Origin of the sequence: Streptomyces achromogenes subsp. achromogenes (assembly GCF_000720835.1) — a bacterium.
In the GTDB taxonomy this organism is placed as follows: domain Bacteria; phylum Actinomycetota; class Actinomycetes; order Streptomycetales; family Streptomycetaceae; genus Streptomyces; species Streptomyces achromogenes.
On the sequence record NZ_JODT01000038.1, the window covers coordinates 1 to 13,337 of the forward strand.

The following is a 13,337-nucleotide window of genomic DNA, read 5'->3' on the forward strand; positions in this document are numbered from 1 at the left end:
GCCGACCCAGTCCCAGAACTCGAACATGTTGTCCGTGTCGATGCCGAAGTCGGCGACCTTCCCGGCGTTCGTCGACAGCGCCACGAAGTGCTTCGCCACGGCCTTCTCGTCGCCGTCCAGCCCGTCGAGGAGCCACTGGCGCGCACTGGTCGCGTTCGTGATCGTCTCGATCGTCGTGAACGTCTTGGACGCCACGATGAACAGCGTCTCCGCCGGATTCAGGTCGCGGACCGCCTCGTGCAGGTCGGCGCCGTCCACGTTCGACACGAACCGGAAGGTCAGGTCGCGCGCGGTGTAGGGGCGCAGCGCCTCGTAGGCCATCGCGGGGCCGAGGTCGGAGCCGCCGATGCCGATGTTGACGACGTTGCGGATCGGCCGGCCGGTGTGCCCCGTCCACGCGCCGGAGCGGACCCGGTCGGCGAAGCCGGCCATCTTGTCCAGCACCGCGTGCACCTTGGGCACGACGTTCTCGCCGTCGACCTCGATCACGCTTGCTGTAGTCGATGTACAGGTCACCGACCCGTACGACGTACCGCTCGGCGCGGCCGGGGTCCGCCGCGAACAGCTCCCGCAGGTGCGGGCGGCCCTGGGCGCGGTGGTCGGCGAGGGCCGTCCACTCGGGGCGGTGGGTGAGCTTCGGGAACTCTGCCATCTCAGGCGTTCTCCTTGGGGGCCTCGCCCTGGAGGGCGATGGCGTACATCTCGTCGGCGTCGAGGCGGCGCAGTTCCTCGGCGATGAGTTCGGAGGTGGCGCGGACCTTCAGGGCGAGGGTGCGCGGCGGCTGGCCGGGCAGGCTCAGCGTGGCCAGCGGGCCCTCGGGACGGTCCACGACGATGTCGCCGTTCGCCGTGCCGAGCCGGACGGCCGTCACGAACGGGCCGGCGCTGTGCACCCGGTTGACGGACACCTTCAGGCGTGCCTCCAGCCAGCGCGCGAGCAGCTCGGCGCTGGGGTTCTCGGCCTCCGCCTCCACGATCGCCGAGGTGATCGGCACCCGGGCCTGGTCCAGGGCGGCGGCCAGCATCGACCGCCACAGGGTCAGCCGGGTCCAGGCCAGGTCGGTGTCGCCGGGCGCGTAGCAGCGGGCGCGGGTGTTCAGGACCTCCAGCGGCCGCTCGACGGCGTACAGGTCGGTGATCCGGCGCTGGGCGAGCGCGCCCAGCGGGTCCTTGGCCGGGGCCTCGGGGGCGTCCACCGGCCACCACACGACGACCGGGGCGTCCGGCAGCAGCAGCGGCAGCACCACCGAGTCGGCGTGGTCGGACACCTCGCCGTAGGTGCGCAGCACCACCGTCTCGCCGGTGCCGGCCTCGGAACCCACCCGCACCTCGGCGTCCAGCCGGGAGTGGGTGCGGTCGCGCAGGGTGCGGGCGTGCCGCTTGATGACGACCAGGGTCCGCGAGGGATGTTCGCGCGAGGCGTCCTCGGCGGCCTTGATCGAGTCGTAGGCGTTCTCCTCGTCCGTGACGATGACCATCGTCAGGACCATGCCCACGGCGGGCGTCCCGATGGCGCGGCGGCCCCGCACCAACGCCTTGTTGATCTTGCTTGCCGTGGTGTCGGTCAGGTCGATCTTCATGGCCTGCGCCAGCTCCGTCCGTCTCGTGCGAGCATCTCGTCGGCTTCCCTCGGTCCCCAGCTGCCCGACGCGTACTGCGCGGGCCTGCCGTGCGCCGCCCAGTACTCCTCGATCGGGTCGAGGATCTTCCAGGACTCCTCCACTTCCTGGTGACGCGGGAAGAGGTTGGCGTCGCCGAGCAGCACGTCCAGGATGAGCCGCTCGTACGCCTCCGGGCTCGACTCGGTGAACGACTCGCCGTAGGCGAAGTCCATCGACACGTCCCGGATCTCCATCGAGGTGCCCGGCACCTTCGACCCGAACCGGACGGTCATGCCCTCGTCGGGCTGGACCCGGATGACGATGGCGTTCTGGCCCAGCTCCTCCGTGGCGGTGGAGTCGAACGGGGAGTGCGGGGCCCGCTTGAAGACCACCGCGATCTCGGTGACCCGGCGGCCCAGCCGCTTGCCGGTGCGCAGGTAGAAGGGGACGCCCGCCCAGCGGCGGTTGTCGATGCCCAGCTTGATCGCGGCGAAGGTGTCGGTCTTCGACTTGGGGTCGATCCCGTCCTCCTGGAGGTAGCCGACGACCTTCTCGCCGCCCTGCCAGCCTTCCGCGTACTGGCCGCGCACGGTGTGCCGGCCCAGGTCCTCCGGCAGCCGCACCGACTTCAGCACCTTCAGCTTCTCGGTGAGCAGCGCCTCGGCGTCGAACGCGATCGGCTCCTCCATGGCGGTGAGCGCCATCAGCTGGAGCAGGTGGTTCTGGATGACGTCGCGGGCGGCGCCGATGCCGTCGTAGTAGCCGGCCCGGCCGCCGCGCGCGCTGGCCAGGTCGTGGCCGAACGGCTTCTCGATGACCGCGCGGCGCCAGGAGCCCTCGGGCGGGTTCGCCAGCCCGTGCTTCTTCAGCTGCTGCACGACCTTCGGGAAGAACTTCGGCGGCACCGACAGGTAGAAGGCGAAGTTGCCGCCGGTGCCCCGGGAGGCGTCCAGCTCCTCGACGGCGTCCTTCAGCTGCTTGAAGGCGGTGTCGTCGTCGAAGTCGCCGGGGATGAACCGCATGCCCTCGGCGAGCTGCTGCCACACCTCCTCGCGGAACGGGGTACGGGCGTGCTCGCGCACCGAGTCGTGGACGACCTGCGCGAAGTCCTGGTCCTCCCACTCCCGGCGGGCGAACCCGACGAGGGAGAAGCCCGGCGGCAGCAGTCCTCGGTTGGCCAGGTCGTAGACGGCCGGCATCAGCTTCTTGCGGGACAGGTCGCCGGTCACCCCGAAGATGACCAGGCCCGACGGCCCGGCGATACGGGGCAGCCGGCGGTCGCGGGCGTCCCGCAGCGGGTTCGCCCAGTCGGCGGCCGGGAGCACCGGCACGCGCACCTCTTCGGATGCCTGGGCGGCGGGGGCGTTGTCGGTCATCGGGCGTCAGCTCCCTTGCTCTTCAGGGACGTGGCGACGGCGTCCAGCAGCTCCTGCCAGGCCGCCTCGAACTTCGCGACGCCCTCGTCCTCCAGCTGCTGGACGACCTCGTCGTAGGAGATGCCGAGCCGCTCCGCGGCGGCCAGGTCGGCGCGCGCCTGCTCGTAGCCGCCGGTCACCGTGTCGCCGGTGATCTCGCCGTGGTCGGCGACGGCGTTCAGGGTGGCCTCGGGCATGGTGTTGACCGTGCCGGGCGCGACCAGCTCGTCCACGTACAGGGTGTCCTTGTACGCGGGGTCCTTCACACCGGTGGAGGCCCACAGCGGGCGCTGCCTGTTGGCGCCCGCCTCCTCGAGGGCCTGCCAGCGGCCGGAGGCGAAGACCTCCTCGTACGCCTCGTAGGCCAGCCGGGCGTTGGCGAGGGCCGCGCGGCCCTTGAGGGTCAGGGCCTCGTCGGTACCCAGGGCGGTCAGCCGCTTGTCGATCTCGCTGTCCACGCGGGAGACGAAGAAGGACGCCACCGAGTGGATCGTGGACAGGTCGACGCCGCGCTCGCGGGCCTTCTCCAGGCCGGCCAGGTAGGCGTCCATGACCTCGCGGTAGCGCTCCAGGGAGAAGATCAGGGTCACGTTGACGCTGATGCCGAGGCCGATCACCTCGGTGATCGCGGGCAGGCCGGCCCTGGTCGCCGGGATCTTGATCATCACGTTGGGCCGGTCGACCAGCCAGGCCAGCTGCTTGGCCTCGGCGACGGTGGCCTCGGTGTGGTGGGCCAGGCGCGGGTCGACCTCGATGGAGACCCGGCCGTCCCGGCCGCCGGTGGCGTCGTACACGTCCCGCAGGATGTCGGCGGCGGCGCGCACGTCGGCGGTGGTCATCATCCGCACGGCCTCGTCCACCGTGACCCCGCGGACGGCGAGGTCGGCGAGCTGCTCCTCGTAGCCCTCCCCGGAGCCGATGGCGGCCTGGAAGATCGAGGGGTTCGTGGTGACACCGACGGCGCTCCCGCTCGCCACCAGCTCGGCGAGGCTGCCCGAGGTGATCCGCTTGCGCGACAGGTCGTCCAGCCAGATGGACACGCCCTCGTCGGCGAGGCGCTTGAGGGCTCCCGGGGTCGCGATTGCTTCGGTCACTGTGCTCATCTTTCTACTTCTGCGTCGGTATCGGGCGCGGTGTGCGCCGGTTTCGGTGGTGGTCGGTGTCAGGCGCGCGCGGCGGCGAGCGACTCGCGGGCCTTCGCGGCGACGTTCTCGGGGGTGAAGCCGTACTCGGCGAACAGGGTCTTGGCGTCCGCGGAGGCACCGAAGTGCTCCAGCGAGACGACGCGTCCGGCGTCGCCGACGTAGCGGTACCAGGTCAGGCCGATCCCGGCCTCGACGGCGACCCGGGCCTTCACGGCCGGCGGCAGCACCCGCTCGCGGTACTCGCGCGGCTGCTCCTCGAACCACTCCACGGACGGCATCGACACCACGCGGGTGCCGGTCCCGGCGGCCTCCAGCAGCTCCCGCGCGGCCACGGCGAGGTGCACCTCGGAGCCCGTCGCGATGATGATCACCTCCGGGACCTCCGTCGAGGACTCGCGCAGGACGTAGCCGCCCTTGGCCGCGTCCTCGTTCGGCGCGTACACCGGCACGCCCTGGCGGGTCAGCGCGAGCCCGTGCGGGGCCGGGTGGGTGGCGTGCCTCTTCAGGATCTCGGCCCAGACGATCGCGGTCTCGTTGGCGTCGGCCGGGCGGACGACGTTCAGCCCGGGGATGGCGCGCAGCGAGGCCAGGTGCTCGACCGGCTGGTGGGTGGGGCCGTCCTCGCCGAGGCCGATGGAGTCGTGCGTCCACACGTACGTCACCGGCGCAGGAAGGAGCTGGTCTTGTCGATGGTGGTGTTGTTCGAGCCGGCCAGGTCGGCGGAGCCGCCCCACAGCTCGGGGACGACGGGGCCGAGGGCCTGGAGCACCTTGCCGGAGGCGGCGCGGGTGGCGACCGACTTGCCCTCCTCGAAGACGGGCAGGGCGTCCTCCCAGCCCGCGGGCAGCTCGCCCTTGCTCACCCGGTCGAACAGCTCGGCCCGCTCCGGCTGGGCGGCGCGCCACTCGGCGATCCGCTTGTCCCAGGCCGCGTGCGCCTCGGCGCCGCGGTCCAGGGCCCGGCGGGTGTGCTTCAGGACCTCGTCGGACACCTCGAAGGTCTGCTCCGGGTCGAAGCCGAGCAGGCGCTTGGTGGCGGCGATCTCCTCCTCGCCGAGCGCGGAGCCGTGGGCGGCCTCGGTGTTCCGCGCGTTCGGGGCGGGCCAGGCGATGATCGTGCGCATCGCGATGATCGAGGGCCGGCCGGTCTCGGCCTGCGCGGCCTTCAGCGCCCGGTACAGGGCGGGGGCGTCGATGTCGCCCTCGGCGGTGGGCTCGATCCGCTGGGTGTGCCAGCCGTACGCCTCGTACCGCTTCAGCACGTCCTCGGAGAAGGCGGTCGCGGTGTCGCCCTCGATGGAGATGTGGTTGTCGTCGTAGAGGAAGACCAGGTTGCCGAGCTTCTGGTGGCCGGCCAGCGAGGACGCCTCGGCGGAGACGCCCTCCTGGAGGTCGCCGTCGGAGACGATCGCCCAGATGGTGTGGTCGAAGGGGGAGCTGCCGGCCGGGGCGTCCGGGTCGAAGAGGCCGCGCTCGTAGCGGGCGGCCATCGCCATGCCGACGGCGTTGGCCACGCCCTGGCCGAGCGGGCCGGTGGTGGTCTCCACCCCGGCGGTGTGGCCGTACTCGGGGTGGCCCGGCGTCTTCGAGCCGTGTGTGCGGAACGCCTTCAGGTCGTCCAGCTCCAGCTCGTACCCGGCGAGGAAGAGCTGGGTGTAGAGGGTCAGCGAGGTGTGGCCGGGGGAGAGGACGAAGCGGTCACGGCCGGTCCACTCCGGGTCCGCCGGGTCGTGCCGCATCACCTTCTGAAAGATCGTGTACGCGGCAGGCGCCAGGCTCATCGCGGTGCCGGGGTGCCCGTTGCCCACCTTCTGGACCGCGTCGGCCGCGAGAATCCGGGCGGTGTCCACGGCACGCCGGTCGAGGTCGGTCCACTCGAACCCGTCGGAGGTCTGCGTCGTCATCTTCAAGAAGTCCTCGTTGAGTGGGGGATGGCTGGCCTGACGTGTTCAAACTTAAAAGTCTGACTTTTTCGAGGAAAGGTCGGGGTGTGTCAGCCTGTGGTGAATCTGGGACAGTGATCGAACAACGGGAACGGTACGAAAAGGGCATGGCGGTCATGGTGGGGCAGACGGGCGGCGGCGGAGCCGGCGGCGGGGGCGCCGAGGGCGACGAGACCGCCGAAGGCGACGGGATCAGAACCTTCCCCTTCCCGGCCGAGCTGGCCGTCGGCGGCGTGGGCATGCAGATCGGCCCCATGGGGACCGACCGCACCTGGCATGCCGAGGCCCCCCTGCACCGCGTCCACCGCATCGACTTCCACGTGGTCATGCTCTTCACCGGCGGCCCCGTACGGCACATGATCGACTTCGCCGAGTACGAGGCCGGCGCCGGCGACCTGCTGTGGATCCGTCCCGGACAGGTCCACCGCTTCTCCCGGGAGAGCGAGTACCGCGGAACCGTGCTGACCATGCAGCCCGGCTTTCTGCCCCGCTCCACCGTCGAGGCCACGGGCCTGTACCGCTACGACCTGCCGCCGCTGCTGCACCCCGGCCCGGCCCAGCTCGCCGCGCTCCAGGCCGCCCTCGACCAGCTCTGCCGCGAGTACGAGGACACCGCCACGCTCCCGCTCAGCCTGCACACGGCCGTCCTGCGGCACACCCTGACCGCGTGCCTGCTGCGCCTGGCCCACCTCGCCGCCAGCTCCGCGGAGACCTCCCCGCAGCACGCCGACAGCACCTTCACCCGCTTCCGGGACGCCGTCGAGCAGGGCTTCGCCGTCAACCACAGCGTCAGCGCCTACGCCGACGCCCTCGGCTACTCCCGCCGCACCCTGGTCCGCGCCGTCCGCGCGGCCACCGGCGAGACCCCCAAGGGCTTCATCGACAAACGCGTGGTCCTGGAGGCCAAGCGCCTCCTCGCGCACACGGAGATGCCGATCGGCCGCGTCGGGGCGGCCGTGGGCTTCCCCGACGCGGCCAACTTCTCCAAGTTCTTCCACCTGCACACCGGGCAGACCCCGGTCGCCTTCCGGGCGGACATGCGGTAGGGGCGGACGTGCCGGCCGTCGGGGGGCCGCGCGTTCAGGATGAGAACGTAGGTTTCCGGCCAACCCCTCTACTTTCCATTGACTACTGATTGACCATCTCTTTACCTTCGTTGGCGATGGGCGAGCGTCAACGCCCTGGGTCGTCTGTGTGTGCAGAAACGTTAAGTCTCCTACTTTCCGGAGGTTTCCCATGGACCAGCTCATCAAGCGCATGACCGAGGAATCCGTGTGGCAGCGGTGGGTCGCCGTCAACTCCGCCGAGGGGGCGAAGGACGGCTGCATCAGCGCCGCGCCCAAGAGCGGCTGCATCAGCGTCACGGCGAAGAGCGGCTGTATCTCCCGCTGACCTCCGGGCCGTTGTGCCGACACCCCGGGCGGCCGGCGCCGACACGGCGCCGGCCGCCCTCCGCCGCCGACACCGCCCGGAGAGCCCCTGTGAACCGCATGCCGAGCGCCGACGTCCTGGACCAGGTGCGCGACATCCCGATCTACCGTGCCTCCGTCGAGCGGGGGCACTTCCCGATCCTGGAGAAGCCGGAGATCGCCCGGGGCTTCCCCGACAACTGGATGACTCCGCGACTGGCCCGCGCGCTGGAGACGGGAGAGGCCGAATTCGTCCTGTCCACGGGCACCAACCACGCCCGCATGCAGCTCATCCGGCCGCCCTACTTCCTGCTCCACTCGTACTACCGCCTGTGGCCGGAACACCCCGAACTCGGCGCCTCCTGGCGCACCGGGGCCCGGCGGGTCTCGCTGACCACCGTGCTGGCCACCGAGCACGTGGCCCGCGTCAACGCCCGCAAACCCGGCGCGACCCCCGGTGAACGCTGGCTCGACGACCGCACGCTGTACCTCAACCGCCGCCTGGACCCGGCCGACTGGGACCGCGAGGACGTCGAGCGCATGCTCGGCGAGATCCGCGAGGCGGCCGGCGCCCACCCCGACGGCGCGTACCTCCTGGACTGCTCCGGCTATCACCTGGCCCATCTGATCCGCAAGGTCTCCGCCTGGGGCCTGTGGGACGGCTTCCCGCGCCCGGCGGGCATCGTCCACGCCTACGAGTACACACCGCTGAACGTCCGCGCCTACCTGCGGTCCCACTTCGACTGCCCCGTGGTCGACCTCTTCGGCAGCACCGAACTCGGCTACCTCTTCTACAGCGACGCCGAGGGCCGCTACCGGCCGTACCTGGCGGACATGAGCGTCGAGCTGATCCCGGTGGCACCGGGCAGCGGCATCCACAGCCTCATCGTCACCAGCGTCCGCAACCCGTACATGCCGCTGGTCCGTTACCGCTCCGGCGACTGCGTCCGCACCCGCGACGGCAGCACCGACCCGGAGCGGATCGTCTCCTTCTGCGGACGGGAGAAGGAACTCCTGCCCACCCCCGAAGGGCCCGTCGCCCAGGCCGACCTCGACCGCCGCATCACCGGCGTCAGCGACCGAGTCTTCCTCCACCACCTGCGCCTGACCGGCGACGGCGGCTGCCGGCTGGCGTACACCACCTTCGACGACGTACCGCTCACCCCCGGCGAGAGCGCCCGGCTCGCCGCCTCCGTCGCCGCCCTGACCGGGCGCTCCTGCCGGGTGGAGCACCGCGCCCGCATCCCGGTCGGGCGCTCCGGCAAGTACGCCTGGCTGACCGCGCCCGACCCGTCCTGACCCACGCACACGGCGACCCGTCCCCTGGCCCGGCCACGACCCCGACAGGACTCCCATGCCCACGTCCGCAGCGCCCGCCCCCTCCGGCACCGCCACCGAACCGGCCCCCACCGCCGAGGAGTTGCTCGGCCCCGCCCTGCACGACGAAGTGGTCCGGCACTTCCTGGCCAAGCCCGGCAGCCCCACCGAGGCCGTCGTACGGCACCAGGTCCGCGAGTGCCTGCGCTACCTGTACCTGGTCTCCCGCCACCCCGACCGGCTCGGCGGCCTGTTCCTCCCCGTCGAGCAGGACATCGACGAGATCTGGCACTACCTCATCCTGCAGACCCGCGAGTACCGGGAACTGTGCGAACAGCGGCTGCCGGGCGGCCGGTTCATCCACCACCGGAGCATCTCCTACGACGCCTACCAGGAGGCTCCCGGGCGGGCCGCGGCCGCCGAGGAGGCCCTGCGCTGGATCCCCCTCTACACGGCCGCGTTCGGCCCCTTCGACGAGGACGCCGTGCCGCACTGGACGATCGTACGGTTCCTGCGCGACGAACTCGGCCTGTCCCTGGCGCAGATCGCGACCCTGGCCGAGGACGCGGTGCCCTCCGGGGAGTCCACCGGGACAGCGGGAGGGCACGGCGCGATGGCGCCGGTGCGGTCGGCCACGTGACCCGGACGGTCCCGGCGCCCGCGACGGCGGACGCCTCCCGGGCGCCGGGCCGCGCGCTGACGGTGCTCGTCGTCTCCCAGGTGCTCGGCGGCGCCGGCATGGCGGCCGGCATCACGGTCGGCGCCCTGCTCGCCCAGGACCTGTTCGATTCCACGAGCCTGTCGGGGCTGCCGGTCGCGCTGTTCACCCTCGGCGCGGCCCTCGGCGCGGCGGCCCTCGGGCGGGTCTGCCAGCACCGGGGGCGCCGCGTCGGGCTGGCGCTCGGCAACGGCGTGGCCGCCGCCGGCAGCGCGGGCGTGGTCGTGGGGGCCGCGGCGCACCGGCCCGTCCTGCTGCTGGCCGCGCTCTTCGTGTACGGGGCGGGTACGGCCACGGGGCTGCTCGCGCGCTACGCCGGCGCCGAACTCGCCCCGCCCGGCCGGCGCGGCCGGGCCACCGGCACCGTGCTGGTCGCCATGACCCTGGGCGCGGTCGCGGGCCCGAACCTCGTCGGGCCCACCGGCGTGCTCGCCCACGCCTGGGGCATCCCACGGCTGGCCGGACCGTTCCTGCTGGCGACGGCCGCCTACACCGCGGCGGCCCTGGTGCTGCTGGTATGGCTGCGCCCCCTCCCGGCGCCCCCGGTACCGGCCGCGGCGGGCACCGGCGCGGAAGAACCCTCCGGCGGCGGGCCGCACGGGCCGGCGCGCGGGGCCTCCGGGGTCGTCACCGGTGCCACCGTGATGGTCACCGCCCAGCTGGTGATGATCTCCGTGATGACCATGACGCCGGTGCACCTGACCGGCCACGGGCACGGAACACAGACCGCCGGTCTGGTCATCGCCCTGCACGTGGGCGCGATGCTCCTGCCGTCACCGCTCAGCGGCCTGCTCGCGGACCGGGCCGGCGGCGGCCCCGTGGCGGCCGTGTCCGGTGGCGTCCTGCTGTGCGGCGGCCTGCTCGCGGCCCTCGCCCCGCCGGCCTCCGTCGCCCTGTCGGCCTGCGCGCTCGTCCTCCTCGGCATCGGCTGGAACCTGGCTCTGATCGGCGGCACCGCCCTGCTCACGCACGCCGCCCCCGCCGAGACCCGGGCCACCGTGCAGGGCCTGGCCGACGTGGGCATGTCCGTGGCGGGCGCGACGGGCGGCATGGTGTCGGGCCTGGTGGTGACGGGCAGCGGCTACCCGGTGCTGGCGGCGGCGGCCGGGGCCCTCGCCGTCGCGGTGATCCCGGCGGTGGCGCTGCGCGGCTCGCCGCGGTGACGGCGTTTTTGCCGGCCGCGGGTCAGGGGCCGGGGGGCGGTCCGGGTCTCCGGGGCGGCTCCGGGCCAGGGGCGCCGCCGTCGGCGGCCGGCGCCGGCTCCACGGGGGCGTCCGCGTGCGCCGGCGGCGGCCGCAGCAGACTGAGGCCGACGGACACGGCCAGCACGGCGGCGATGACGGCCAGGCTGAGCAGCGAGGGGATCTCGGGCACGGCGCCGCTGATCGTCTTGTGCGCGGCCTGGAGGACGAGTTTGACGCCGATGAACGCCAGGATGAGAGCCAGGCCCTTGCTGAGGTAATGGAAGCGGTCGAGCAGGCCGGCGAGCATGAAGTACAGCGCGCGCAGGCCGAGGATGGCGAAGGCGTTGCTCGTGTAGACGATGAACGCGTCATTGCTGACGGCCAGCACGGCGGGCACGCTGTCGACGGCGAAGACGATGTCCGCGGCCTCGATCGCGGCGACCACGGCCAGCAGCGGGGTGGCGACGCGTCTGCCGGCCTCCCGCACGAAGAAGCGCGTGCCGGCGTACTCGTCCCGGACCGGGACGACCTTGCGCAGCAGCCGTACGGCGATGCTCCGGCCCGGGTCGAAACTGTCGTCCTCCTCCTTGAGGATCTTGTAGGCGCTGTAGAAGAGGATGACCGCGAAGACGAACAGGACGGCCGTGAAGCGGCTCACCACGGCCACGCCCGCGGCGAGGAAGACACCGCGGAAGACCAGGGCGCCGAGGACGCCGAGGAACAGCACCCGGTGCTGACTGGACCTCGGCACGCGGAAGTAGCCGAAGATCAGCGCGAAGACGAAGAGGTTGTCGACCGACAGACTCTTCTCCAGCAGCCACGCGGTCGTGTACTCCACCCCGGCGGTCGTCCCGACCACGAGGAAGACGGCGACGCCGAACGCGACCGCGAGTCCCACCCAGACCGCGCTCCAGGCGGCGGCCTCGCGGAACCCGATGACATGGGCGTGCCGGTGCGCGAGCAGATCCACCGCCAGCGACACCACCACGGTCGCGGCGAAGACCATCCAGAGCCACAGCGGCACACTGTGCACGGTTCGACCCCTCCGGTATGACAGACCGGTCGTCCCCTCCGAGTCTGCGGGACGCGGCGGCGGCTGTCCTCCCGGCACCCGCCGGCCGGCCGGTGCTCCGCCCGCGCGTCCGCAGGTCTGCTACAAGGGTGCGGCAGGAAAGCAGGGGTGCCGGAGCGACGAAGGGTGCGGGCGTGAAGCTGACGATTCTGGGCGGTGGCGGGTTCCGGGTGCCGCTGGTGTACGGCGCGCTGCTGGCCGACCACGCCGAGGGGCGGGTCACCGAGGTGGTGCTGCACGATCTGGACGACCGCCGGCTGCGGGCGGTGTCCCGGGTGCTGGCGGAGCAGGCCGAGGGGGTCCCCGACGCCCCCTCGGTGTCCGCCACCACCGACCTCGACGAGGCCCTGCGCGGCGCCGCCTTCGTCTTCTCCGCGATCCGCGTCGGCGGTCTCCAGGGCCGGGCGGAGGACGAGCGGATCGCGCTCGCGGCGGGGGTGCTGGGCCAGGAGACCGTCGGCGCGGGCGGCATCGCCTACGGACTGCGCACGGTCCCCGTCGCCGTGGACATCGCCCGGCGGGTGGCCCGGCTCGCGCCGGACGCCTGGGTCATCAACTTCACCAACCCGGCCGGCCTGGTCACCGAGGCCATGGCCCGTCACCTCGGTGACCGGGTCGTCGGCATCTGCGACTCGCCGGTGGGCCTCGGCCGCCGCATCGCCCGGGTCCTCGGCGCCGACCCGAGGCAGGCCTTCGTGGACTACGTGGGTCTCAACCACCTCGGCTGGGTGCGCGCCCTGCGTGTCGCCGGACGCGACGAACTGCCCCGGCTGCTCGGCGATCCGGCGCTGCTCGGCTCCTTCGAGGAAGGCCGGCTGTTCGGCGCCGACTGGCTGCGGTCGCTCGGTGTGATCCCCAATGAGTACCTGCACTACTACTACTTCAACCGGGAGACCGTCCGCGCCTACCAGCGGGCCGAGCGGACCCGCGGTGCCTTCCTGCGCGACCAGCAGGCCCGGTTCTACGCCGAGGCGGCCGACCCGGGCGTCTCCGCCCTGCGCGCCTGGGACCGCACCCGCGCCGAGCGGGAGGCGACCTACATGGCGGAGAACCGGGAGAGCGCAGGCGCCGGCGAACGCGAGGAGGAGGACCTGTCCGGCGGCTACGAGAAGGTCGCCCTCGCCCTGATGCGGGCCATCGCCCGGGACGAACGGGCCACCCTGATCCTCAACGTCCGCAACCGCTCGACCCTGCGCGTCCTCGACGCGGACGCCGTCATCGAGGTCCCGTGCCTGGTGGACGCGGGCGGCGCGCACCCCCTGGCCACCGATCCGCTGCCCGGCCACGCCACTGGTCTCGTGTGCGCGGTGAAGGACGTAGAGCGGCGGGTGCTGTCCGCGGCGGAGTCCGGCTCCCGGGCCACCGCGGTGCAGGCGTTCGCCCTGCACCCGCTGGTGGACTCCGTGAACATCGCCCGCCGGCTGGTGGACGAGTACGCCGCCGCGCATCCCGGGCTGGGGTATCTGAAGTAGCGAGCCGACGGATATTTTCCGTGGCGGTCGGCGGTTCCGCCCCGTGAGTGAGCCGGGTATTT

10 protein-coding genes and 2 pseudogenes are annotated in these 13,337 nt (G+C 72.5%); 6 read left to right on the forward strand and 6 right to left on the reverse strand.

The window, feature by feature from the left end:
- The 5 genes and pseudogenes from IH25_RS37965 to IH25_RS37970 all read right to left on the reverse strand — a co-directional run.
- Window positions 1-652, reverse strand: a pseudogene (locus IH25_RS37965) (glucose-6-phosphate isomerase); the annotation flags it as partial.
- A 1-nt stretch (window position 653) separates the two neighbouring features.
- The gene (gene opcA / locus IH25_RS0130840) at window positions 654-1,580 is read right to left on the reverse strand and encodes a glucose-6-phosphate dehydrogenase assembly protein OpcA (RefSeq protein ID WP_030618087.1); all 927 of its coding nucleotides are present in this window, start codon (window positions 1,578-1,580) and stop codon (window positions 654-656) included.
- Window positions 1,577-2,977, reverse strand: a complete 1,401-nt coding sequence (locus IH25_RS0130845) for a glucose-6-phosphate dehydrogenase (protein ID WP_245172927.1) — start codon at window positions 2,975-2,977, stop codon at window positions 1,577-1,579. Before IH25_RS0130845 ends, opcA begins: the two co-directional genes overlap by 4 nt.
- Window positions 2,974-4,119: a transaldolase gene (gene tal, locus IH25_RS0130850; RefSeq protein ID WP_030618093.1), complete on the reverse strand. Its 1,146-nt coding sequence runs from the start codon at window positions 4,117-4,119 to the stop codon at window positions 2,974-2,976. The genes IH25_RS0130845 and tal overlap by 4 nt, the downstream gene beginning before the upstream one ends.
- A gap of 59 nt (window positions 4,120-4,178) precedes the next feature.
- A pseudogene (locus IH25_RS37970) lies at window positions 4,179-6,064 on the reverse strand (transketolase family protein).
- Window positions 6,065-6,219: 155 nt separating this feature from the next.
- Between IH25_RS37970 and IH25_RS0130860 the strand changes: the two are divergent.
- From IH25_RS0130860 to IH25_RS0130880, 5 genes are all read left to right on the forward strand, one after another.
- Complete coding sequence (locus tag IH25_RS0130860; RefSeq protein ID WP_030618097.1) at window positions 6,220-7,149, forward strand: helix-turn-helix domain-containing protein; 930 nt, start codon at window positions 6,220-6,222, stop codon at window positions 7,147-7,149.
- A gap of 190 nt (window positions 7,150-7,339) precedes the next feature.
- On the forward strand, window positions 7,340-7,495 hold the full coding sequence (locus IH25_RS41810) for a hypothetical protein (protein ID WP_167346058.1): 156 nt from the start codon (window positions 7,340-7,342) through the stop codon (window positions 7,493-7,495).
- 98 nt (window positions 7,496-7,593) lie between these two features.
- Window positions 7,594-8,811 carry a phenylacetate--CoA ligase family protein gene (locus IH25_RS0130870; RefSeq protein ID WP_030618100.1) on the forward strand — a complete coding sequence of 406 codons (1,218 nt, stop codon included), beginning with the start codon at window positions 7,594-7,596 and terminating at the stop codon, window positions 8,809-8,811.
- A gap of 55 nt (window positions 8,812-8,866) precedes the next feature.
- Window positions 8,867-9,469 carry a glycine-rich domain-containing protein gene (locus IH25_RS0130875; RefSeq protein WP_078844506.1) on the forward strand — a complete coding sequence of 201 codons (603 nt, stop codon included), beginning with the start codon at window positions 8,867-8,869 and terminating at the stop codon, window positions 9,467-9,469.
- The gene (locus IH25_RS0130880; protein WP_030618105.1) at window positions 9,466-10,710 is read left to right on the forward strand and encodes an MFS transporter; all 1,245 of its coding nucleotides are present in this window, start codon (window positions 9,466-9,468) and stop codon (window positions 10,708-10,710) included. The genes IH25_RS0130875 and IH25_RS0130880 overlap by 4 nt, the downstream gene beginning before the upstream one ends.
- 22 nt (window positions 10,711-10,732) lie before the next feature.
- Here IH25_RS0130880 and IH25_RS0130885 read toward each other — a convergent pair whose 3' ends face one another.
- On the reverse strand, window positions 10,733-11,764 hold the full coding sequence (locus IH25_RS0130885; protein WP_030618108.1) for a TerC family protein: 1,032 nt from the start codon (window positions 11,762-11,764) through the stop codon (window positions 10,733-10,735).
- Between the two features lie 173 nt (window positions 11,765-11,937).
- Here IH25_RS0130885 and IH25_RS0130890 point away from each other — a divergent pair, with 173 nt between their 5' ends.
- The gene (locus tag IH25_RS0130890) at window positions 11,938-13,275 is read left to right on the forward strand and encodes a 6-phospho-beta-glucosidase (protein ID WP_030618111.1); all 1,338 of its coding nucleotides are present in this window, start codon (window positions 11,938-11,940) and stop codon (window positions 13,273-13,275) included.
- The last annotated feature ends 62 nt before the right edge of the window (window positions 13,276-13,337 follow it).

Bases quoted from the DNA above. Each gene is read 5' to 3' on its own strand.
- IH25_RS0130845 (WP_245172927.1), bottom strand. From the start codon at position 2,977: ATGACCGACAACGCCCCCGCCGCCCAGGCATCCGAAGAGGTGCGCGTG.
- opcA (WP_030618087.1), bottom strand. From the start codon at position 1,580: ATGAAGATCGACCTGACCGACACCACGGCAAGCAAGATCAACAAGGCG.
- IH25_RS0130870 (WP_030618100.1), top strand. From the start codon at position 7,594: ATGCCGAGCGCCGACGTCCTGGACCAGGTGCGCGACATCCCGATCTAC.
- tal (WP_030618093.1), bottom strand. From the start codon at position 4,119: ATGAGCACAGTGACCGAAGCAATCGCGACCCCGGGAGCCCTCAAGCGC.
- IH25_RS0130875 (WP_078844506.1), top strand. From the start codon at position 8,867: ATGCCCACGTCCGCAGCGCCCGCCCCCTCCGGCACCGCCACCGAACCG.
- IH25_RS41810 (WP_167346058.1), top strand. From the start codon at position 7,340: ATGGACCAGCTCATCAAGCGCATGACCGAGGAATCCGTGTGGCAGCGG.
- IH25_RS0130860 (WP_030618097.1), top strand. From the start codon at position 6,220: ATGGTGGGGCAGACGGGCGGCGGCGGAGCCGGCGGCGGGGGCGCCGAG.